Source organism: Dietzia lutea, assembly GCF_003096075.1.
In the GTDB taxonomy this organism is placed as follows: Bacteria; Actinomycetota; Actinomycetes; order Mycobacteriales; family Mycobacteriaceae; genus Dietzia; species Dietzia lutea.
Map to the genome: position 1 here is coordinate 2,298,567 of NZ_CP015449.1, position 21,643 is coordinate 2,320,209.

A 21,643-nucleotide genomic window follows, 5' to 3' on the forward strand; every position below is an offset into this window, starting at 1 on the left:
CGTCCGCCCCGTCAGAGCCCCGTCCGCCCCGTCAGAGCTCCGGTAGCCGGTCGGCGCCCCAGCTGCCGTGGATCAGTTCGGTGACCCGGGCGATCTCCTCGGCCGTGACCGAGCCGGTCTCGCCGGGCTCGAGGGTGTCGAAGTGGAAGATGTACAGCCGCGAGACGAACTCCTCGAACGGCAGCGACGACTCGCCGAACCGCTCCCCGCTCCCGGCGGTGCTCACCACCACCCCGTTGCCCCAGTCCTGACCGCTGTCGTTGTTGGGGTTGAAGAAGTACACGCGCATGACCTCGTCCGGGTCGAGCGCGACCCGCAGGATCGTGATGGCGTGCCAGCCGACGAACCGCGCGGAGCTGTCGGTCACGGCGACGCCGGCGGGCTGCGGGTGGATCAGCGGCTGGTTGCCGTTGTGGAACGGGTGGTAACTGCCGTAGAAGTGGCGCAGGAAATCCTCGAGCCCGGTGAGCCTGCCGGTCTCCACGTCCACGTTGATCCGGAACCCCCGGGCCGACCACCAGCCGTGGAACTCCGGGTTCACCCAGCGGTGCGGGTCGCCCTCGCGGTCCGCGCACAGCCGGCCCATCTCGGCGTAGATGCGGTCCAGGTGCGGCACGACGAGCAGCGACACGGGATCCAGGTCCACGGGCAGCGTCGTCGCGAGGCCGGCGTCGAGTTCGCGGGAGGAGATCGGGCGGCCCTCGAAGTGCATGACGATCTCGTCGTCCCGGGCCGCCCAGGCGATGATCTGCAGCAGGTAGTCGGGGTCGTTGTACGCCCACATCGACAGTGCCCGCGCGGACTGGCATGTGGGGTTGTCGCCCTGACCCACCCCGAGGGGCTGGCCGAGCATGGACAGGGTTCCGGCCAGCAGCCAGATCCGCCCGGCGCGGGCGGGGCCGTAGGCAAGGCGGAGACGCTCGGTCGCGTAGTCGGACAGCGGCAGGGCCAGCAGGCGCCACAGTGCGGGCGCGACGGGCGGCTGAAAGAGGATCCCACGCTCGAGCAGGAGCGCGAGCCCGTATACGGACTGCGCGGTCTCGGGGTGCACGGCCTCGTCGATGAGGGCGTCGACCAGGGCGTGGAAGCACAGCAGGCTCTCGCGCCCGGTGCTGGACAGCCCGAGCGCCTCGCTGAGCAGAAAGCTGCCCTTCTCCCGCAGGAACCGGATGAGCACCGGGTGGTACGGGGAGACGAGCCCGGTGTCGTGCATGGACCGCGCGAAGCCCGTGGCCTCGTACTGCAGGGCGCCCTCGTCCATCGTCTCGAGGCGCGAGAGGTACACGTCCACCCCGGGGTCCTCTCGGCTGGCCTCGGTGGTGCCGTAGATGCTGCTGATCAGCCGGTCGATGCCCAGCCCGCCGCCGCTGGTGTCGACGTCCGGGTCCTGGCGCGCCACCGCGATCTGGGTGATCGTCTGCTTGAGCTGGTCCACCTGGATGGGGCGCTGCCGCAGGATGCGCCAGATCTCCTCCACCAATTGGTCCAGGACGCCGTCGAGGCCGATCTCGCCGGCGATATGGGTCAGCGCCGCGCGGGTGACGGTCGCCATGCGGCCCTGCTGGCTGCGTTCGGCCTCGGTGGCCACGGTGAACAGCAGGGAGGCGTTGTTGGCCAGGACCTCGGTGAGGTGCTGCCGCGCCTGCTCGGCGGTGACGTCCGGGTGTTCGTACACCCCCTGCGCCACCGCGACGAGCCGGAGGTCGCTGACGATCTCGGTGACGACCTTGTCCACGTCGCCGCTGCGCAGCGTGCCCGCGCTGAGCGCGGGGATCAGCGACGCGGGCGAGTCCCAGTCGGTGCCGGCGAAGATCCCGGCGGCCTCGAGGTCCTGCGCCATCGACTGCACGGCCGCGGCGCCTCCGTCCTGCAGCAGCACCAGGCGGACGCCGTCCAGGACGCGCCGCAGCCGGGAGGACTTGGCGACGTCACCGGCCTCTGCGAGGGCGCGGCTCGCCTCGACGAGCGAGGCCACCCGCTTGTCCAGCACACGCGTCGTACCGGGCTCGTCGTTACCCACAGGTCCACTCTCCGTCTCTTACTGCGGCCAGCCGAATCCGGCCTGGGTCGGCCATGTCCAGCCGCGTCGGCCTTGTTTGGCTCTACGTCTGGCCGCGCCTCTCGCCGGTACCGTACCCGCGCCCTCGTCGCGCGGTCGGTCACACGTAGAAGTCGAGGTCCTCCTGACGCCGCAGCACCGACCGCATCTCGTAGGCGTCGTCGCCGACGAAGTAGACGACACCCCAGTGAGTACCGAAGGCGGTGCGCTTGGTGACCGTCTCCTCAAGGGGCGCGGTCAGTTCGTGGGATTCGAAGTACTCGTGGTCCTCGGTCTCCTCGGGGATCTCCAACGCGGAGACCACTCGCCGCCGCGGGTACACGCCGAAGCAGCCGGCGTGGCCCTTGGCGTCGACGACCTCGCGCGGGAAGAAGGCGGAGATCTCCTCCTCGGTGGTCTTGGGGTCGAAGGCCAGGACGAGGCCCTGATAGGCGTTGAACCCGTATACGCGCTCGAGCAACTCGAAGACCTTGAACCCCGGCGGACGGTACGCCACCTCGCCGAAGTACATCTCGCCGTCGCTCGTGACGAAGTACTCGGGGTGGACGAACCCGAACTTGATGTCGAATGTCTTGATGAGCTTCTCGATCTGCCGGGTGATCTCCGGCCGGTACCGCTCGAGCTCCGGCGAGGCCGGCACGAACACGGAGTACCCGAGGGTGACGTACTCGGAGATGTTGAGGAAGACGATCTTCCCGTTGTGTACCCAGGCCTCCACCGCGAACTCCCAGCCGTCGAGGTGGGACTCCATGAGGACGGGGAACTCCTCGTCCGGGATGGTGTCTACCTCGTCCGGGGTGCGGATGACGCGGTGGCCCAGGCACCCGGCCTTGTCGAAGGCCTTGAGGTGGATGGGATCGTTGGGGTCGCCGTCGAGCTTCAGCAAGGTCTGGTTCACGCGCTTGAGGAACCGGATCACGTCGTCCCGCTCGTGCGCCTCCTCGAAGATCCCCACCCGGATCCCGCCGAGCTGCGCGCGCCGCTTCATCAGCGCCTTGTCGCGCAGCAGCAGCGACTGGCCGTACAGGGTGGGGTTGTCCATGAGCATGGAGTTGATCGCGCCCGCCCACTCGACGGTCTCCTCGAACAGCGGGATCGCCACGTCGACGCCCATGTCGCGCAGGGTCTCGGCGATCTCCATGGAGCGGTCGTTGAGCCGTTCGAAGTCCCACGGGACGTACGGGATCTGGTGCTCCCGGCAGTAATCCTCGGCCCACGGGGGTGCGACCACCACGTAGCGCCGGTCGAACTTGTCGAGCGCGTCGATGGCGTTGGGCACCCAGCCGAGCAGCGCGACGTAGCCCTTGTCCTGGTTGCGGAGGTGCGCGTTGGGATCGCGGGTCAGGTCCGGGCGGGTCTCGCGCGAGTCGGATGTCGAGGCTGCGGTCGTCGGTGCGCCGGTGTTCGATACTGCGGTGGGCGTCTGCAAGGCCGGTGCCTCCTCGGTCGGGGCGGGCGGTGGGCCACAAACGTACCCAAGGGTCGCTGCGGTGCAACCGGGCTTCTACGACCCGATGCCGAACCTCGCCGCGAGGTAGGGCAGCCACCCCATGCACTCGGGGGTCAGTGCCATGCACGTGGCCTCGCCGGGCCCGGGGCCGAAGACGAACCGCAGCGGATTCTCGAGGGAGCCGGTGGTAATCATGATCTCTCCTGACGAACGGGGCTGATCTACCCTTCCGGGATATCAGATGTGCGGGCGGCCGTGCGACGTGCCGGTCCGATTTCCACGAGCTCCGGAGGGAGACGATATGGCGTTCCAGGAGACCATCGAGTCCGTCGGCGAGGTGATCGACGCCCTCGGGGTCGCCGCAATCGTCATCGGCATCGTCACCGCCACGCTCATCGCGGCGTGGCGTCTGGGCACCCGGCAGCCGGAGGTCTATCACCAGTTTCGGCGCTTCCTCGGCCGCTCGATCCTGCTCGGCCTGGAGATCCTCGTGGCCGCCGACATCATCAAGACCGTCGCGGTGACCCCGACTCTGGACAGCGTGGCGGTCCTGGCGGCGATCGTCGTGATCCGGACGTTCCTCAGCTGGTCCCTGGAGCTGGAGATCTCCGGCCGGTGGCCGTGGCAGAAGTGGAAGGACGCCGACAGGCCCGCGGCACGGGTCGACGCCGACTGACCTGTGCCCGCCCATCCGTTGGTTCGACGGCGTCGAATCCCGGACATGCACACCGCGCCCGAGCCGGAACCGGACGAATCGCTCACCACGTCGCGGCGATGGAGGCTGCCTCGGCGCGGGGACTATGTCCGCGACGCGACCCTGTGGTGGGACGACTGGGTGCCGGTCGCGGCGACCGGGTGGGGCGCGGTGGTCCTCATCGCGCCGCTGCTGGCCGCCGAGGTCCTCATCCGGGCTGTCGGCAGCGCCCTCAGCACGAGCCGCCCTGCATCGGGCCCACACGGATCCGACGACCTCGCCTGACCGGCCTGCCCGCCGTCCCGGGATGCCCCGCGACCACTCGACCGGAAGGGCGGGCGTCTGTCGATAGAGCGCTGACCGCCACTGCCGCTGACGCCTCCCGCCACGCACTTCACCGGTGTTACGGTCCGACCGTGGGCGACTATTCCGATGGAAGGGTGAACTCCGACACCACGACGACCGGGCGTCTGCGGATCGAGGAGCTCGACGTGATCCGTGGATTCGCGCTCTGCGGCATCCACGTGGTCAACGTCTACCAGCAGGTGGTGTTCGCCGCGGTCTTCGGCGACCAGCCCGGGCTCGGAATCACCGTGATGCCCGCGGTAGTCCGCTACGGCTTCTACGAACGCTTCCTGCCCATCTTCACCGTGCTCTTCGGGGTGGGCTTCGCGCTCTTCCTCGCCTCCGCCGGCAACCGGACCGACCGCCCCCGCGTCGTCTTCGCCCGGCGCCTCGTCGTGCTGGCGGTGTTCGGCGGTCTCCATCAGCTGTTCCATCCCGGCGAGGTGCTCCTGCCGTACGCGGTATTCGGGCTCGTCGTCCTGCTGCCGGCGTCCTACCTCCGGCCGCGCTGGGCGCTCGCAGTCGGTCTCGCCCTCCTGCTCGTCGGAGCACAGACCGTGGCCGGATACGGGGTGATACCCGGGCTCCTCGTCCTGGGCTACGCGTTGGCCGGCCTCGGAGTCGCCGACGCGCTCAGCGACCACACTCGGCGGTGGGCGCTCGCCGCCGCGGCGCTCGGCACCGTGACGGTCGCCTACTGGAGCTCGGTCGCCGCCGGGATCCAGCTGCCCCGGTTGTCGTTCGGGGCGACGTCGCTCCCATCCCAACTGGCCGGGGTGGTGACTGGCCTGCTCTACGTCTGCCTGGTGATTCTCGCCCTGCGGACCGGCGCGGGTCGCGTGCTCCGCTGGGCTCTGGCCCCGATGGGCCGCATGGCGCTGACCAACTACCTGCTCGCGACGGTGCTCATCCTCGTTCTCTCCCCCGCGCTCGGGATCGACGGACTCGACGACTGGCCCGCCATCGCCACGTTGGTGGTCGGGATCATCGTGGCCGAGATGGTGGCGAGTCGCGTGTGGCTCACTCGGTTCCGCCTGGGTCCCGCGGAGTGGCTGTGGCGCTGTGCGACGTGGTGGCGGATGACACCGATCCGTCGGTGAGGGCGACGCGCTGCTGGCGCCACCGGTTTCTGGCGGAAGCCGCCTTCAGCGGCCGGGTGTCACGGCCGTCCAGGGGAGCGCGCGGCCAGCCGCCACAGGATCGTCCGCTCCTCAGCGCGGGCGGGGTGCAGCGGGTCCGCGCTGTCGGTTGCGCGTGAGTGCCTCGGCGTCGTCTCATGCGTGCCGACCACCGTCAGGCCCGCGTCGGCGATCCGCGCGAGGAGCTCGTCGCGTGTGCGCAGGCCCAGGTGCTCGGCGAGGTCTGACAGGATGAGCCACCCCTCGCCCCGCGGCGTGAGGTGCTCCGGCAGTTCGTGCAGGAAGCGGTGGAGCACGTCGGAGTCCGGGTCGTAGATTCCCTGCTCCAGGGCCGAGGTCGGCCGGCCGGGGATCCAGGGTGGATTGCACACCACGACGTCGGCACGCCCGGAGCGGTCGCCCACCTCGTCGTCGTCACCCCCTGGCCACAGGTCGCCGCCCGTCACGGTGACCCGGCCCTCCAGCCCGAGCCGCCGCACGTTGTCCCGCGCGCACTCCACGGCGCGCGGGTTGATGTCGGACGCCACCACCGCCCGGGCACCACGCCGGGCCAGGACCGCGGCGAGCACCCCGGTGCCGGTGCCGATGTCCCAGACGACCGGCTGGTCGACGCCGTCCGGCCACGGCGTCTCGGCGACCAGGTCGATGTATTCGTCGCGGGTCGGGGCGAAGACGCCGTAGGCGGGGTGGATGCGCGCGCCCAGGGCGGCGATCTCGATGCCGCCGCGGTGCCACTCGTAGGCGCTGATCGCGCCCAGCACCTCGGGCAGCGAGACCAGCGTCTCCCCGCCCGGCGCCTCGTCGACGCCGCTGGCCGGCGGACCGTAGGCGTGCACGCAGGCGTCGCGCACGTCGGGCGCCCGCCGCAGACTGATCGAGTAGTCGGGCCCCAGCGGGACGAGGATCCTGCCCAGGATCGCCGCCCGCTCGGCGCGGGCCCTGCGGTTGGCGCGGAAGATCTCGCCGGGGTCGGAGCTCTGCGGTGCCCGCGACGCGCGCTTGCCCAGGCGTCGGTCGAGCGCGCGCATGAGCTGGCGGGCATTGTGGAAGTCGCCCCGCCACAGCAGACCGGTACCCGATCGGATGAGCTTGAGGGCCTTGTCCGCGGCGATGTCGTCGTGGATCACCACGATGCGTCGGGGCGCGGGGGCGCCGTTCTCGGAGCGCCAGGCCGCGGTGCGGTCGGTGTCGTTCTCGCGCCACTCGACGGTCGTCAGGGCGGGGTCGGCGGCGCGGTGAGAGGGCACGGAGTCATTGTCTCAGGGGGTGTGCACCGACGCGGATCTCACGGCCCTCGAAACCCTTCCCACTCTCAACTTATAGCTGGTAGGGGGGCTTGCGGCAAGACCCCCATGGCGGCGCACACTGGCGCGATGCCCCGCCCTGCCACCAGCACGTTCGCCCTTCCCGACAGCCTGTCGCACAAGTCCGATCCGGCGCTCATCGCGGCCGACGAGCGTCACTTCGCCGCCGTCTCCGACTGCCTCGCGGAGAAGGTCGCCGACCTCTCCGCCCGCCTCGACGCCCGCCGCCGCGGTCCGGCCGGCCGCGGAGCACAGACCATCGAGCGTGACACCGACATCCGCCGGCTCGCCGCCGACCTCACCACGCTCCGCAGGTTCGGGCTCGACGTGTGCATCGGCCACTACGCCACCGCCCGAGAGCAGTCGACCGGCCGCGGACCCGAGACGGTGTACGTCGGGCGGATCGGGTTGACCGACGCGACCGGTACTCCCCTGCTCGTCGACTGGCGCACGCCGTCGGCGGAGCCGTTCTTCGCCGCGACGCTCGCCGACCCGAGGGGCGTGGCGTATCGACGTCGGTACCGCTGGTCGGGCGGGCGCATCGTCGACTTTTGGGACGAGGTTTTTGACGACGACGACGAGCTCGCCCGTCACGTCAGCCCGGACGACACCTCGGCGTTCGTGACGAGCCTGTCCGGGGCGCGGACCGGCCGGATGCGGGATGTGCTCGCGACGATCCAGGCCGATCAGGACGCCATCATCCGCGCCGACGCCCGAGGCGCGCTCGCGGTCGACGGCGGTCCGGGCACGGGCAAGACGGTGGTGGCCCTGCACCGGGCGGCGTACCTGCTGCACGAGCAGTCCCGCTCCGGGCTGCGACGCGGGAACCTGCTGCTGGTCGGTCCGCACCGCCCGTACCTGGACTACGTCGCCGAGGTGCTGCCGGCGCTCGGCGAGCACAGCGTGCAGACGGCGACGGTGGCCGATCTCGCCGAGGCCGCCCTCGGCAGCAGCCTCGGCGGCCCGCAGGGTGTACCCCTCGGAGTCGCGGCCGGTGTCGCGCACGGAGGCTGGGCCGGCGGCCTGCCCGACGAGCCCGACCCCGAGGCGGCGCGCCTGAAGTCCGACGTGCGTATGGTCGACGCGATCGAAGCCGCGGTCCGGTTCTACGAGGAGCCGCCCGAGCAGTCGATGGTGGTACCCACCGAGTGGGCGGACCTGCGACTGACGCCGGCCGACTGGGCCGAGGCGTTCGCCTCCGTCGAGGACGGCACCCCGCACAACGAGGCGCACGGGCAGATCCACCAGACACTCGTGGACATCCTGGTCGATCAAGCCGCCGGCGCCCCTGAGGACGACACTCGCGAGCGGTCCCTCCGGGCAGAGCTGGCGGCCGACCCGGGGCTCGGCCGAGCGCTGTCCCGAGCGTGGCCGATGATCGACGCGGGCGAACTCGTCGGCGATCTGTGGACCGTACCGGCGTACCTGCAGCTGTGCGCGCAGTGGCTCACCACCGAGCAGATCCGGCTCCTGCAGCGGTCCGATCCTCACGCCTGGACCAGCGCCGACCTGCCGCTGCTGGATGCGGCCCGCCATCGGCTGGGCGATGCCGACCGCGCGCGCCGATCGCAGCGGCGACGGACCGAACGGGCCGCGGAGCTCGAGCGGCGTCGGCAGGTGATCGACGAGGTGATCGCCGCCGACGACGACCCCGAGGGCGTCGCCCCGATGCTCCGCCACGCGGACCTGCAGGAGGCGCTGCTCGACCCCTTGACGGACGACGACTTTGCGGCCGGCGCGCCCCGGCTGGCGGGGCCGTTCGGCCACATCATCGTGGACGAGGCGCAGGAGCTCACGGACGCGCAATGGCAGACGATCCTGCGCCGGTGCCCGTCGGGCAGCCTCACGGTGGTCGGCGACCGGGCGCAGTCGCGCCTCGGCTTCGCCGAGACGTGGCAGCAGCGCTTGGAGCGGATCGGCCTGCCGTCCGCCCGGATCGCCACCGTGCATCTGAGCATCAACTACCGCACGCCGAGCGAGATCATGGAGGCCGCCGCCCCGGTGATCCGGGCGGTCCGCCCCGACGCCAACGTCCCGGAGTCCGCGCGCAGCAGCGGGGTGCCCGTGACCTACGGCCGAGTGGTGGACCTGCCGCGGGTTCTCGAGCACTGGCTCGCGGCCCATCCCGAGGGCGTCGCGTGCGTGATCCGCGCGGGTGGTTCCCCCGGCGTCGCGCGGGCCTTCTCGGACCGCGTCCGCACGCTGACCCCGGCTGAGGCGAAGGGATTGGAGTTCGACCTCGTTGTCGTCGTCGATCCCGAGTCATTCGGCTCGGGCGACACCGACTCGGGCATCACCCGGGCCGTCGACCGGTACGTGGCGATGACCCGCGCGACGCGGCAGTTGATCGAGCTCCGGCCGTAGCGATGTCCGACGTGTCTCCGTGCCTCATTGCGGTGACCAACACGTGGTAACGGGTTTAACATTCTCCCACCACCCCGCGCGCCGGCCTTCTCCACTCGAGGGCGACACGCGCTTCCTCGTAAGGCTCGATATGCACTCTCGCATCGCTGCGGCACTCGCCGCTCTGGCCCCGATCGTCTTCCTCCTCGCCGCCTGCAGCGCAGACGATCCGGCGCCCACGACGGCCACCGTCACCACGACCGTGCAGGCGTCGACGACAGCCAGCTCCACTGAACCGACGTCCACCACCGCCAGCTCCAGCGAACCGCTGCCGAGCCCGACAGCAGCGGCGCCGGCCGCCGACACGTGCGGGGCGGTCGGGTACCAGGGGGCACCCGGACACGAGAGCCCCCACTGCCTGGGGAAGCAGATCGCATCGTGCGGCACCGCGAACCACCAGACCGGTACGACGTTCTTCACCGATGGCACGTCCGGCTGGACACAGACGTGTCAGGACCAGATGCTCGCCACGTATGTCCCGCCGCCGCCCGTCCCGACCTTCGATCAGGAGGCGTACAACCAGCAGTTCGCCGAAGAGTACTGGCGGACGCACCCGACGCCGACGTTCGACCCGGACTCGGCCGATGGCTACGGACCTGATCAGGAATTACCGCCGGCATGCCTGCGGCTGGAAGGTGTCGACTGCTGAGACCGCAGAATCACCCGGCGGGTGGGATCGGTGTCTGCTGGTAGAGCGCCAGCCGCCACGACCCGTGGCGGCGCCTGTACACGGTGGACATCAGTGCGTGGAAGTCGTCGCCGTCGCCGCGGGACGCCCGCCCTGTGTAGACCAGCGCGACCGCGTCGTCGTTGAGCTCGACGAGGCGCTCATCGCTGATCTCGTAGGTCCGCCACGGCGGCGCGTCGTTGAGAGAGGTGACCACCTCCTCACGCTCCAACACCAGACCGTGGGCCAGGACCATCACCCCGTCAGGCGTCATGAGGCGCCCGTAGAAGTCGGCCCCCGTGCGGTTACACAACGAGGACCACCCTTGATGCTCCAGCTCCAGAAGTTCCGCGATGTTCACGCCTTCACGGTAGGAAGCCACAGCGTCGCTCGCTGGCGAACCGAGCGATGCGTTCCCGTTCCACCGCCCGGCTCGCCCTGGGACGTACCAGTCGGCCGCCGACACGTCGTCGGCCCGGCGCGTCCGGGCTAGCTGCCGGGGGCGGAGTTGCTGATCGCCGACAGCGCAGCACGCAGCCGCACGTCGGCATCGTCGCCGACTTCCCGCACCTGAGGACTGCCGCTGAGCTGGACCATGGTCTGCGGGTCGATGGCCTCCACAGTCGTCTGCCCGTCATCCTTGCCGCGGCGCACCACGACGTTGCACGGCAACAGGGCGCCGAGCTGCGGTTCGGCGGCCAGGGCCTTGCTGGCCAGGCCGGGGTTGCAGGCCCTCAGGATCGTGTAGGCGCCCACCTTGTCGGCGGCCTCGACACCCAGTTTGGCCGCGAACGTCGCGTTGACGTGGATCTCGGTGAGGATGCCAAACCCCTGCCCTGCCAGGGCGGCACGCGTGCGCTCCATGGCCTGCTCGTAGGGCATGTCGACAGTGACGGAGCGGGTGTAGGTCATGTCCGACTCCTTCGATCCTTCTCCGACGGCGTTGGGGCGACCCAGTTTCGGGCGTGTAGGGCTGCGGTGGGTCAGGCCAGGGAGAGGAACATTTTCTCCAGGTCCTTCTTATCCAGAGACTCGTCGGGGTTCGTCAGGCACTGCTCGAGGCCGCTGGCGATGATCGCGAAACCCGCCCGATCCAGGGCTTTGGACACCGCCGAGAGCTGGGTGACCACGTCCTTGCAGTCACGGCCGTCCTCGATCATGCGCACCACGGCGGCGAGCTGACCTTGGGCACGCTTGAGGCGGTTGAGTGTCGGCGTCAATTCGGTTGTGTCTAGCTGCATCTGTTCCTCCCGTAGACGGCGAGAAGTCACCATAGACTATACCCCCCGGGGTATATGTGTCGGCCCCTGGATGCAACTCGTCGACTCAGCCCTTAACGGGGCACACCGGCGAACGCGAAGCCCCGGCGCGGTCACTCTGACGTGACACCCGCTTTCCCTGGAGGTTGGCTTTACTACCGCGCCCGTGCATCCCGGCTCGTCTGCTCTCTCGGCCCCCGCCGTGACGTCGCTCCTTTTCGACGCCACGCGCTCGAGCGGCCCACCCGCACCGCGCCCATCGACGGCGCGACGGGCGAGGCCGTCACCTACGCCGGCCTGCTGGTCCGGTCTCCTTCGAGGGGAGGGGTGGCCTTGCCGGCTCGGTTCCCCCTACTCAAGGGGCGCCCGATCTGTTCCCGGATCGCCGCGCTGCCACCGCCCGCGCCGGGTCCGCCAGGCGGAGCATTCCGGCGTTGAACACCTCGGGATCAGGCAGCACGTCCCCCGCGAGGAGGATGAGCCCCGCCCCCTGGTCGAGAGCGGCGAGCAGAGTGCCGATCTCCGCCGCGGACAAGGTCTCGTCGTCGGCCCGCACCGCCTGTGCTGCCTCAACGTAGTGGCCCAGGACATCGGTCAGACGCTGATGCAACTGCGGCGCGAGCTGCTCATCCCGGGCCGCGCTGGCGATGAACTCCAGCGTCGCCAGCGCGAACCCCTGCGTGGCCGCAGGCGGGTAGCCCTCCCGCTCCGCCGTGTCCTTTCCCGTTGAGACGGGGTTCGACGAGGTGCCGGGCTGACCGAACGGGTTGCGCAGGTCGACGTCCGCGAGTTCCAGGTTCCGGTCCATCACCGCAAGGAACAGGGCGGGTTTGTCCTCGAAGTTCGAGTAGACCGCACCCTTGGAGAAGCCAGCCTCGCGCGCGATGCGATCCAGGCTCGCGGCGTGATAACCGTCCTCGGAGAACACCGCACGCGCGGCTGCGATCAGCGCGTCGCGGGTCTGCTGCTGTCGATCTCGTCGCGAGAGCGGAACGGGACGGTCTGCCATTCCTCGATCGTAAGCCAACCCCAGCCTTGACGTACCACCGGAATCCGAATACCGTCAGAATCCCAATACCAATGGTATCTGAGGAGTAGGCATGGGCACCGACGTTCTGCGCGTCCACAACGTCACCCGTCGCTACGGGACGGTCGTGGCCAATGACGGCATCTCGCTCCGCGTCCGGCCCGGTGAGGTGGTGGGGATGCTCGGTCACAACGGCGCCGGCAAGACCACGCTGGTCTCACAGATCGTGGGGCTGTTCAAGCCTGACGCCGGCGAAATCCACCTGGGCGAGACCGACGTGGTGCGGAACCCGGCAATCGCGCGCCGACACGTCGCGCTCCAGCCGCAGGCCCAGGCCCCGATCGACGGCCTCACTCCCCGGTCGGCCATCGAGATCGCCGGACGCATCCGGGGCTTGTCGGCCCGCGACGCGCGCCGAGCGGCGGTGAAGCTGGCCGAGGAGCTCGACATCGGCCCGTGGCTGGACCGGCGTGCGCTGCCGGAAGGGGGTGGTCTATCCGGTGGGATCCGGCGTCTGACCGGCTTCGCCATGGCCGTAGTGGTGCCGACGCCGCTGCTCATCCTGGACGAGCCCACCAATGACATCGACGCCTCCCGCCGCCGTCTACTCTGGGCGGCCGTGCGACGCCGCGGCGATCTGGGCAGCGGGGTCCTGCTGGTCACGCACAACGTCGCCGAGGCGGAGCGGATCGTGGACGAGCTGGTCATCCTCGACCGGGGAAAGGTGGTGGCCAGCGGATCGCCCGCGCAGCTGCGCGGCACGCAGGACACTGATCTGCGGGTGGAGCTACAGCTCCCGCCGGGCGGGCCAGACCCCTCGGAGGATCACGGCCCCCCGGTGCTGCGCCGGGCCCGCCACGGGCGACGCACCGTTCTCACCGTGTCCGCCGACGATGCCGCGACCGCCGTGGCGTGGGCCGTCGCGCACAACGCCGACGGCAGGATCGACGGCTTCTCCATGGCACCGGCCACTATCGAGGACGCCTACCTGGCCCTGACCGCGCATCCCGCGGACGACCACACTGACGACCCCATCACTCCGTCCGCACCCCACCAGGAGCCCGCCGATGCGTGAACCTACCGTCGCCCCTACGCCCCACCCACCCACGGACGCCGAACCACTCGACCCGGCCCAGGTGAGCCCGTGGAGCGGCTTCAGCGCCCTGATGCGCTGGTCATTGGCCGCGACCGGCGCGATGCTGCCACTCATCGTGGTGGTCCAGGCGCTGCTGGCCACCGGGATCGTCATCGGGTTCGGGTTTGTCATACCCGACATCACCCCGGACACCGCGCTCTTCCTGGCTTCCGGGGCGCCGACGATCCTGCTGCTCACGATCGGCCTGGTGATCGTGCCCCAGGGAGTGTCCCGTGCCCGGGCCTCGGGGGCGTTGGACTACCAGCGCGCCCTACCCGTGTCGAGGCCGTTGTTGCTCCTGGTGGACCTGGTGGTGTGGACGCTCATCGCGCTGCCCGGCGTCGCCATCGGGCTCGTGGTGGCATGGCTGCGCTACGACGTCACCTTCTCCTTTGACTGGCCGCTGCTCATCCTCGCGTCGGTGCTGGTGACGACCATGGCCACCGCGTTGGGCTATGCCATCGCCGTGACCTTCCCGGCGATGCTGGCCCAACTGCTCTCGCAGGTCCTGGTGTTCTTCGTGCTGCTGTTCTCCCCCATCACGTTCCCCGCGAGTCAACTGCCCGAGTGGTTCACCGCCGTGCACGCCGTTCTGCCCATCCAGCCGGCCGCCGACCTCATGCGGGCCGGGATCGCGTCGGACGCCTTCCCCGCCCGATCCGGCGATCTCCTGATCCTGTCGCTGTGGACCGCCCTGGGCCTGGTAGTCACCTACCTGGCGCTGGCGCGGAGGAAGTAGCCAGTGCGGACGTCACGACTAATGACATCTTCGATCTGGGATTACACAGAGGATCACTGGGATGAGGTAGTCAGCCCAGCCCCGAAAGGGCCTTCGGCCGCCTCACGGGCGGACCGGTAGGTCAGCCCGCCGCCACCTTCCACGCCGAGTGGATGGCGCCGTGGATGTAGCCCACCTCGCCGGCGTCGCCCACGACCTCGCAGTCGATGCCAGCGGCGCGCAGCTCGTCGGCCAGCGGCGCGGCGGCCATGGTGCCGTCGGCGTAGATCACCATGTCGGCCGCAGCGGACTTGGCGTTGCCCTTGGCGTCGGTCCACTCCACGCCCGACTCGGTGATGCGGGTGACCGACACGCGGCGCTGGATGTCCACGCCGTGCTCCTTGGCGTGACGCACCGCGGTCCACCGGCGCGGCATCGCCAGCGGCAGGCCCAGCTGCTGGGACTCGTGCAGCAGAGTGACCTTGCGGCCGCGCTCGGCCAGGAACTCGGCCAGCTCCAGGCCCACCAGCGACCCGCCGATCACCACGACGTTCTTGCCCATCGGCAGCGCGATCTTGGTGAGGTTGCGGATCCACGACGGCCGCTTGGTGATGGTCGACAGCTTGCCCAGCCGCCCGACCAGGCGCAGGAAGAACCCGGCCTCGTCGGCGGTGGCGGTGCCCAGCATGGTCGCGCGCAGCGAGTCACCGGTGTGCACGTGCGGCAGGTCGCCGCCCGGGATCGCCGGGGCGGGCCGCTTGGCGCCGGTCGCCACGATCACCCGGTCGGCGCCGAGCGAACGGATCGTCTCTACGGTGGCCTCGGTGTTGAGTCGCACGTCGATGCCCAGCCGGTCGATCTCGGCCTGGAAGAACGTGATGAGCGGCTCGTTGTCCGGCGTGGTGAGGGTGGAGAACCACATGGTGCCGCCCAGCCGATCGGCCTTGTCCAGCACGGTCACGCGGTGCCCGCGCTCGGTGAGGACCACCGCGGCCTCGAGCCCGGCGGGTCCGGCGCCCACCACCACGACGTGCTCACGCGTGGGCGCGGGTGTCAGCGGCAGGAGCTTCTCGTTACCCAGCGCCGGGTTCACCGCGCAGAACGGGGTGTCGTCAAAGAAGTTCTCGGCCACGCAGAGGTAGCAGTTGATGCACGGCCGGACCTCGGCCCGCCGTCCGGTGGCCAGCTTGTTGGGCAGGTCCGGATCGGCGAGCAGCTGCCGACCCATGGCGGCGAAGTCCACCTTGCCGTCGTCGATCGCCTGCTCCGCCACCTCGGGCAGCATGCGTCCCACGGCGATGACCGGGATCGACACGGCCTGCTTCACGGCCGCGGCGTTGTCCAGGTATGCGCCGATGGTGTCGGGCAGGGGGCCGTCGGTGAAGTTGTCGAAGGGGTTGCGGCCCCAGCCGGTCACGTGGATGGCGTCGGCGCCGGCCTTCTCGAACAGCTGCGAGGCCAGGATCGCCTCGTCCAGCTCGAGCCCGCCCTCCTGGCCGTACTCCTCGCCGGACACGCGCACCAGCACGGCGAGGGAGTCCCCCACGCGCTCCTTGACGGCCGAGATGACCTCGCACGCCAGCCGCGCCCGGTTGACCAGCGACCCGCCGTAGGAATCGGTGCGCTGGTTGTCGCGCTTGTTGAGGAACACACCGAGGATGTAGCCGTGCGCGACGTGGATCTCGATCGCGTCGGCGCCGGCCTTGGCGATCCGCTCGGCGGCGTCGGCCCAGGTGTTGATGAGCCACGCGATGTCCTCGTGGTCCATCTCCTTGTAGACCATCTGCTTGCCGCCGGTGGCGGCGCCCATCTTGCCGAGCTCCTCGGGGGTGCTGTCGGCGAGCGCGGACATGTCGTAGCTGTAGTCCGGCTCGTTGGGGGCGATCACCGGGCGGTCGTTGGCCACGTCGACGCGCGCGACCTTGCCGTGGTGGGTGGACTGCACGCACAGCGTGGAGCCGGCGGCGTGCACGGCGTCGGCGAGGGCCTTGAGGCCGGGGATGTACTTGTCGTCGGACAGGCCCGGCTCCTTGAGGGAGGCCGCGCCGACGGGGAACGCGATGGCGCACGCGCCGGTGATGATGAGCCCGGCGCCGCCCTTGGCGCGGGCCACGTAGTGGTCGATCTCCGACTGCTCGATCTCACCGTCCTCGGAGACGTTCATGTCCATGGCCGGCAGGACGATGCGGTTGGGGGTCTCCATGGGGCCGATCCGGCCCGGCGAGGTGAGACGGGGGAACGAGGTGCGGGTAGTCACGCTAGTGAGAATACGCCCGAGTTGACGCGTGTCAGCGACGAGTCGGGGTTATAAGCGGAAAGAGACCCCACCGGGCGCGTGGGACGCGGTATGGGCGACGACGGCGAGGTGGGCTGACGCGGGTCGGTCGGCGGTGGCTGCGGGGGCGAGCTCTGCCGCTGCGGCGGTCTCGGTCAGGAGACCGCGCCTCCCGCGAAGAGGAAGATCGCGAAGGATGCCCAGGCGCTCGGGGTGCGGATCCCCTCGTATGACAAACGTATGAGTACGCTCAATGCAGCCGCGGACTCGTCCGCTCGAATAGACAACTGACGGTGCTGAAGGAACGAGGGCCGGGTGGCGCACATCAGGTACGGGAGGTTCGCCGCGCTGTCCGCGGCAGGCCTGCTGGTGGCCGGCGCCGGTGCGGTCGTCACGGCGCAGACCGGCCTCAACATCTCCGCCGGAGAGCTGGTCGCGAGTGCCCAGGTGAGAGGTCTGAGCGCTGGCCACACCTCGATCCAGGCCGGACACGGAATCCTCGACGCCGCGGAAGATCCCGTCGCGATGGTGATCATGGAAGACGTCCGGATGAGTTACGTATGCGCGCGGATGAAGAGCGTCAACGTTCCGTTCCTCGGCACGGTCACCATGACGGCCGTCCTCCCCGAGGGCGCGGACATCTACGCGGACAAACTGACCATCGACTCCGCACTGCTGTCCGGACCGATGGCGCTCGACGAGATGATTATCGGCGCGGGCGCCGCCGAACCCACCCCACGGTCCGGAAGCGCAGCGGTCGGCCTGTCCTCCGGCAGCCTCACCGCCGGGCACCTCGACGTGGAGCTCTCCGGCCTCCACGCCACCCGGCTCACCTCTTCGACCATCGAGCTGCGGGCGGAGCGCGGTGAAGCCGGCTGCTGAGGCGCCCGCGCCGGAGAACGACCGGCCCGAGGAGGGCGCGGAACGTCCCGTCGCCGCTGCCGTACTTCAGATCGCCTCCGGGGTCGTCGTCCTCGCCGTCGTCCTGGGCGTTGCCTCCTTCGACGGCCTGGCCATCAGCTTCTCTGCCACATCCACGCCGATGGCCCTTTTCATCGGCTGCGGTCTCATCGCCTGCGGGGTGTCGATCTGGGCGCAGCCGACGACCCGCATCCTGACCGGCCTTCTGGGATTCGCCTTCTCCCTCGTCGCGCTCCCGGGCGCGAACCTCGGCGGGTTCTTAGCCGGGACGGTGATGGGAGTGCTCGGCTCCGCGGCAGCGCTGGCCTGGGCCCCGGGCGACCGCCCGACCAAGAGGTAGGCGCCACCCCCTGCCAGACGCACACGCCGTCGGCCGCGGCCGCGCGGATCCATGGCGACGACGGCAAGGGCAGCAATGACCTGACACCCGCGGAGTCGTACTTTCCCGACTTCGAAGAAGCTGCTGGCCGGCACGGGGCCAGCGTCCAGTTTGTGTCACGTGACAATGGCTGACCGCGCTCCATGTAGAGCAGCAAGCCGCTGTCGTCGGGCGGTGCCTCTTCCCCACTACTTGGGTAGGCCTCGGGGCGGGACTCCGCCTCGACGATGGCCACCGCCGTACTGGCTGCGTTCAGTTCTTTACCAATTTCACTCAGCGAGACATTTAGGGCAACCGAGAAAGTAGCAATCGAACGGATTCGGTGAAATGGCGGGAACCCCCGGCCTGTGGGGGTCGGGGGTTCCGGCTTGTGTAGTTGTGTTCGGCGGTGTCCTACTCTCCCACACCCTCGCGAGTGCAGTACCATCGGCGCTGGCAGGCTTAGCTTCCGGGTTCGGAATGGGACCGGGCGTTTCCCTGCCGCTATGGCCGCCGTAACTCTGCGAAACAAGGCCCACATCGTTTCCGACTGTTGTCGGTGTGATGCGGGTGTGTTGTTTCAGATACTGCACAGTGGACGCGTTCATTCTTGAAAAGGTGTTTGTGTGTAAGTCCTCGGCCGATTAGTACCGGTCACCTGCACGCATTGCTGCGCTTCCAGTTCCGGCCTATCAACCCCATGGTCTGTGGGGGGCCTTAACCACGCGAAGGTGGTGAGAAACCTCATCTTGGAACAGGCTTCCCGCTTAGATGCTTTCAGCGGTTATCCCTTCCGAACGTAGCTAACCAGCGATGCTCCTGGTGGAACAACTGGCACACCAGAGGTTCGTCCGTCCCGGTCCTCTCGTACTAGGGACAGCCTTCCGCAAGTTTCTTACGCGCGCGGCGGATAGAGACCGAACTGTCTCACGACGTTCTAAACCCAGCTCGCGTGCCGCTTTAATGGGCGAACAGCCCAACCCTTGGGACCTACTCCAGCCCCAGGATGCGACGAGCCGACATCGAGGTGCCAAACCATCCCGTCGATATGGACTCTTGGGGAAGATCAGCCTGTTATCCCCGGGGTACCTTTTATCCGTTGAGCGACACCGCTTCCACATGCCGGTGCCGGATCACTAGTCCCGACTTTCGTCCCTGCTCGACGTGTCAGTCTCACAGTCAAGCTCCCTTGTGCACTTGCACTCAACACCTGATTGCCATCCAGGCTGAGGGAACCTTTGGGCGCCTCCGTTACTCTTTGGGAGGCAACCGCCCCAGTTAAACTACCCACCAGGCACTGTCCCTAACCCAGATCATGGGCCGAGGTTAGACGTCCAATACGATCAGAGTGGTATTTCAACAACGACTCCACACACACTGGCGTGCATGCTTCACAGTCTCCCACCTATCCTACACAAACCGAATCGAACGCCAATACCAAGCTATAGTAAAGGTCCCGGGGTCTTTTCGTCCTGCCGCGCGTAACGAGCATCTTTACTCGTAATGCAATTTCGCCGAGTCTGTGGTCGAGACAGCAGAGAAGTCGTTACGCCATTCGTGCAGGTCGGAACTTACCCGACAAGGAATTTCGCTACCTTAGGATGGTTATAGTTACCACCGCCGTTTACTGGGGCTTAAATTCTCAGCTTCGCCTTGCGGCTAACCGGTCCTCTTAACCTTCCAGCACCGGGCAGGCGTCAGTCCGTATACATCGACTTACGTCTTCGCACGGACCTGTGTTTTTAGTAAACAGTCGCTTCTCTCTGGTCTCTGCGACCACCCCCAGCTCCCACCGCGAAGGTGTTCACCGAGCGTGGTCCCCCTTCTCCCGAAGTTACGGGGGCATTTTGCCGAGTTCCTTAACCACAGTTCTCTCGATCGCCTTGGTATTCTCTACCTGACCACCTGTGTTGGTTTGGGGTACGGGCCGTGTATGAACTCACTAGAGGCTTTTCTCGGCAGCATAGGATCACTGAATTCCCCACAACGGGTACGCATCAAGTCTCAGCCTTGTATGTGACACGGATTTGCCTATGTCACGGCCTACACTCTTACACCAGTACAACCACTGACTGGCCCAGCTACCTTCCTGCGTCACCCCATCGCTTGGCTACTACCAGATCAGGTCCCGCGCATCCCCACCACGCGGTCCGAAGACCGTCTAGGTGGCTTTGGGCGGTTAGTCTCACTGATTCACCATGGGCGCGCATACACGGGTACGGGAATATCAACCCGTTGTCCATCGACTACGCCTGTCGGCCTCGCCTTAGGTCCCGACTCACCCTGGGCAGATTAGCTTGACCCAGGAACCCTTGGTCATCCGGCGGACGAGTTTCTCACTCGTCATTCGCTACTCATGCCTGCATTCTCACTCGTGTGGCCTCCACACCTGGATCACTCCGGCGCTTCTATGGCCACACGACGCTCCCCTACCCACCCACACACCTGCCCGGAGGAGGTTCAACGTGTGAGTGCCGCGGCTTCGGCGGTGTACTTGAGCCCCGCTACATTGTCGGCGCAGGACCACTTGACCAGTGAGCTATTACGCACTCTTTCAAGGGTGGCTGCTTCTAAGCCAACCTCCTGGCTGTCTCAGCGATCCCACATCCTTTTCCACTTAGTACACGCTTAGGGGCCTTAGCCGGCGATCTGGGCTGTTTCCCTCTCGACTATGAAGCTTATCCCCCACAGTCTCACTGCCGCACTCTCACACCTCGGCATTCGGAGTTTGGCTGACGTCAGTAACCTTCTAGGGCCCATCGGCCATCCAGTAGCTCTACCTCCGAGGTGAAACATGCGACGCTGCACCTAAATGCATTTCGGGGAGAACCAGCTATCACGGAGTTTGATTGGCCTTTCACCCCTACCCACAACTCATCCCCTCAGTTTTCAACCTAAGTGGGTTCGCGCCTCCACGACGTCTTACCGTCGCTTCACACTGGCCATGGGTAGATCACTCCGCTTCGGGTCTAGAGCATGCCACTCAAGCGCCCTATTCGGACTCGCTTTCGCTACGGCTTCCCCACACGGGTTAACCTCGCGACATACCACTAACTCGCAGGCTCATTCTTCAAAAGGCACGCCATCAGCCCGAAAGCCTCTGACGGATTGTAAGCACACGGTTTCAGGTACTATTTCACTCCCCTCCCGGGGTACTTTTCACCATTCCCTCACGGTACTAATCCGCTATCGGTCACCAAGGAGTATTCAGGCTTACCGGGTGGTCCCGGCAGATTCACAGCAGATTTCACGGGCCCGCTGCTACTTGGGTACACAAATCGCCCCGCCGCAAGGTTTTCAGGTACGGGACTCTCACCCTCTCCGGTCGACCCTTCCAAGTCGTTCCCCTAACCCACGGTCATCGGCGCCCGGTCCGGCAGAACCAAGGACATCGCGCCCCACAACACCACACACGCAACCCCTGCCGGGTATCACACGCATGCGGTTTAGCCTCCTCCGCGTTCGCTCGCCGCTACTGACGGAATCACTGTTGTTTTCTCTTCCTGCGGGTACTGAGATGTTTCACTTCCCCGCGTTCCCTCCACACACCCTATGTATTCAGATGCGGGTAACACGCCATCACGCGTGCTGGGTTCCCCCATTCGGACACCCTCGGATCACAGCTCGTTTGGCAGCTCCCCGAGGCTTATCGCAGCCTACTACGTCCTTCATCGGCTCTTGGTGCCAAGGCATCCACCGTGTGCTCTTACACACTTACATTCACAAACAATTAAAGATGCTCGCGTCCACTGTGCAGTTCTCAAACAACACACACCAACCCCACCCACACCCACGGCCCATAGACCACATCAGGTGTATCGGGAATCAGTGCCACCAGAAACAACCACACCCCTCTCAGGGCATGACGGTGTTGTTTCAGACACCCAAC

18 protein-coding genes and 2 rRNA genes are annotated in these 21,643 nt (G+C 67.8%); 9 read left to right on the forward strand and 11 right to left on the reverse strand.

All coding sequences use genetic code 11. The features are described from left to right. Positions 1–31: 31 nt before the first annotated feature. From A6035_RS10480 to A6035_RS18235, 3 genes are all read right to left on the reverse strand, one after another. Positions 32–2,020, reverse strand: coding sequence for a hypothetical protein (locus tag A6035_RS10480; RefSeq protein ID WP_235026543.1), 1,989 nt, complete (start codon positions 2,018–2,020; stop codon positions 32–34). Positions 2,021–2,159: 139 nt separating this feature from the next. Further along, complete coding sequence (locus A6035_RS10485) at positions 2,160–3,293, reverse strand: ATP-grasp domain-containing protein (RefSeq protein ID WP_327511492.1); 1,134 nt, start codon at positions 3,291–3,293, stop codon at positions 2,160–2,162. A 270-nt stretch (positions 3,294–3,563) separates the two neighbouring features. Further along, positions 3,564–3,704, reverse strand: a complete 141-nt coding sequence (locus tag A6035_RS18235) for a hypothetical protein (protein WP_159149266.1) — start codon at positions 3,702–3,704, stop codon at positions 3,564–3,566. Positions 3,705–3,810: 106 nt separating this feature from the next. Here A6035_RS18235 and A6035_RS10490 point away from each other — a divergent pair, with 106 nt between their 5' ends. From A6035_RS10490 to A6035_RS10500, 3 genes are all read left to right on the forward strand, one after another. Continuing rightward, complete coding sequence (locus A6035_RS10490; protein ID WP_108847734.1) at positions 3,811–4,185, forward strand: DUF1622 domain-containing protein; 375 nt, start codon at positions 3,811–3,813, stop codon at positions 4,183–4,185. Positions 4,186–4,230: 45 nt separating this feature from the next. Continuing rightward, positions 4,231–4,488, forward strand: coding sequence for a hypothetical protein (locus tag A6035_RS10495; protein ID WP_108847735.1), 258 nt, complete (start codon positions 4,231–4,233; stop codon positions 4,486–4,488). Positions 4,489–4,643: 155 nt separating this feature from the next. Continuing rightward, positions 4,644–5,648, forward strand: a complete 1,005-nt coding sequence (locus tag A6035_RS10500; RefSeq protein WP_108847736.1) for a DUF418 domain-containing protein — start codon at positions 4,644–4,646, stop codon at positions 5,646–5,648. Positions 5,649–5,707: 59 nt separating this feature from the next. On the opposite strand, the gene A6035_RS10505 is transcribed toward A6035_RS10500, so the two are convergent. Then, entirely contained in the window at positions 5,708–6,934 is a 1,227-nt protein-coding gene (locus tag A6035_RS10505; RefSeq protein ID WP_108847737.1) for a methyltransferase, read from the reverse strand. Positions 6,935–7,060: 126 nt separating this feature from the next. Here A6035_RS10505 and helR point away from each other — a divergent pair, with 126 nt between their 5' ends. Next, positions 7,061–9,355, forward strand: coding sequence for an RNA polymerase recycling motor ATPase HelR (gene helR / locus A6035_RS10510; protein WP_108849228.1), 2,295 nt, complete (start codon positions 7,061–7,063; stop codon positions 9,353–9,355). Between the two features lie 130 nt (positions 9,356–9,485). After that, positions 9,486–10,043, forward strand: coding sequence for a hypothetical protein (locus A6035_RS10515; RefSeq protein ID WP_108847738.1), 558 nt, complete (start codon positions 9,486–9,488; stop codon positions 10,041–10,043). A 10-nt stretch (positions 10,044–10,053) separates the two neighbouring features. On the opposite strand, the gene A6035_RS10520 is transcribed toward A6035_RS10515, so the two are convergent. The 4 genes from A6035_RS10520 to A6035_RS10535 all read right to left on the reverse strand — a co-directional run bounded on the left by A6035_RS10520 (position 10,054) and on the right by A6035_RS10535 (position 12,329). Continuing rightward, the gene (locus A6035_RS10520) at positions 10,054–10,422 is read right to left on the reverse strand and encodes a nuclear transport factor 2 family protein (RefSeq protein WP_108847739.1); all 369 of its coding nucleotides are present in this window, start codon (positions 10,420–10,422) and stop codon (positions 10,054–10,056) included. Between the two features lie 128 nt (positions 10,423–10,550). Then, positions 10,551–10,973: a DUF302 domain-containing protein gene (locus tag A6035_RS10525; RefSeq protein WP_108847740.1), complete on the reverse strand. Its 423-nt coding sequence runs from the start codon at positions 10,971–10,973 to the stop codon at positions 10,551–10,553. Between the two features lie 71 nt (positions 10,974–11,044). Next, entirely contained in the window at positions 11,045–11,302 is a 258-nt protein-coding gene (locus A6035_RS10530) for a metal-sensitive transcriptional regulator (RefSeq protein WP_108847741.1), read from the reverse strand. A gap of 373 nt (positions 11,303–11,675) precedes the next feature. Continuing rightward, a complete protein-coding gene (locus tag A6035_RS10535; protein ID WP_108847742.1) occupies positions 11,676–12,329 on the reverse strand; it encodes a TetR/AcrR family transcriptional regulator in 654 nt (217 codons plus the stop codon). Between the two features lie 91 nt (positions 12,330–12,420). Here A6035_RS10535 and A6035_RS10540 point away from each other — a divergent pair, with 91 nt between their 5' ends. Together A6035_RS10540 and A6035_RS10545 are read left to right on the forward strand one after the other, a co-directional pair. Beyond that, positions 12,421–13,422, forward strand: coding sequence for an ABC transporter ATP-binding protein (locus A6035_RS10540; RefSeq protein WP_108847743.1), 1,002 nt, complete (start codon positions 12,421–12,423; stop codon positions 13,420–13,422). Then, a complete protein-coding gene (locus A6035_RS10545; RefSeq protein WP_108847744.1) occupies positions 13,415–14,221 on the forward strand; it encodes an ABC transporter permease in 807 nt (268 codons plus the stop codon). The genes A6035_RS10540 and A6035_RS10545 overlap by 8 nt, the downstream gene beginning before the upstream one ends. Before the next feature lie 121 nt (positions 14,222–14,342). Here the strand turns inward: A6035_RS10545 and A6035_RS10550 are convergent, their stop codons facing one another. Beyond that, positions 14,343–16,457 (reverse strand): NAD(P)/FAD-dependent oxidoreductase, encoded by a 2,115-nt coding sequence (locus tag A6035_RS10550; protein ID WP_108847745.1) that lies wholly within the window; start codon positions 16,455–16,457, stop codon positions 14,343–14,345. Between the two features lie 333 nt (positions 16,458–16,790). Between A6035_RS10550 and A6035_RS10555 the strand changes: the two genes are divergently transcribed. After that, positions 16,791–17,357, forward strand: coding sequence for a DUF6230 family protein (locus A6035_RS10555; RefSeq protein WP_108847746.1), 567 nt, complete (start codon positions 16,791–16,793; stop codon positions 17,355–17,357). After that, positions 17,341–17,736: a DUF6114 domain-containing protein gene (locus tag A6035_RS10560; RefSeq protein ID WP_108847747.1), complete on the forward strand. Its 396-nt coding sequence runs from the start codon at positions 17,341–17,343 to the stop codon at positions 17,734–17,736. Before A6035_RS10555 ends, A6035_RS10560 begins: the two co-directional genes overlap by 17 nt. 419 nt (positions 17,737–18,155) lie before the next feature. Here A6035_RS10560 and rrf read toward each other — a convergent pair. Both rrf and A6035_RS10570 read right to left on the reverse strand, forming a co-directional pair. Beyond that, positions 18,156–18,272 (reverse strand): 5S ribosomal RNA (gene rrf, locus A6035_RS10565). Positions 18,273–18,378: 106 nt separating this feature from the next. Then, positions 18,379–21,474 (reverse strand): 23S ribosomal RNA (locus tag A6035_RS10570). Positions 21,475–21,643: the final 169 nt, after the last annotated feature.

Excerpts from the sequence above, each read along its gene's own strand:
- A6035_RS18235 (WP_159149266.1), bottom strand. The coding sequence starts at position 3,704 with ATGATTACCACCGGCTCCCTCGAGAATCCGCTGCGGTTCGTCTTCGGC.
- A6035_RS10490 (WP_108847734.1), top strand. The coding sequence starts at position 3,811 with ATGGCGTTCCAGGAGACCATCGAGTCCGTCGGCGAGGTGATCGACGCC.
- A6035_RS10495 (WP_108847735.1), top strand. The coding sequence starts at position 4,231 with ATGCACACCGCGCCCGAGCCGGAACCGGACGAATCGCTCACCACGTCG.
- helR (WP_108849228.1), top strand. The coding sequence starts at position 7,061 with ATGCCCCGCCCTGCCACCAGCACGTTCGCCCTTCCCGACAGCCTGTCG.
- A6035_RS10515 (WP_108847738.1), top strand. The coding sequence starts at position 9,486 with ATGCACTCTCGCATCGCTGCGGCACTCGCCGCTCTGGCCCCGATCGTC.
- A6035_RS10525 (WP_108847740.1), bottom strand. The coding sequence starts at position 10,973 with ATGACCTACACCCGCTCCGTCACTGTCGACATGCCCTACGAGCAGGCC.
- A6035_RS10530 (WP_108847741.1), bottom strand. The coding sequence starts at position 11,302 with ATGCAGCTAGACACAACCGAATTGACGCCGACACTCAACCGCCTCAAG.
- A6035_RS10535 (WP_108847742.1), bottom strand. The coding sequence starts at position 12,329 with ATGGCAGACCGTCCCGTTCCGCTCTCGCGACGAGATCGACAGCAGCAG.
- A6035_RS10540 (WP_108847743.1), top strand. The coding sequence starts at position 12,421 with ATGGGCACCGACGTTCTGCGCGTCCACAACGTCACCCGTCGCTACGGG.
- A6035_RS10545 (WP_108847744.1), top strand. The coding sequence starts at position 13,415 with ATGCGTGAACCTACCGTCGCCCCTACGCCCCACCCACCCACGGACGCC.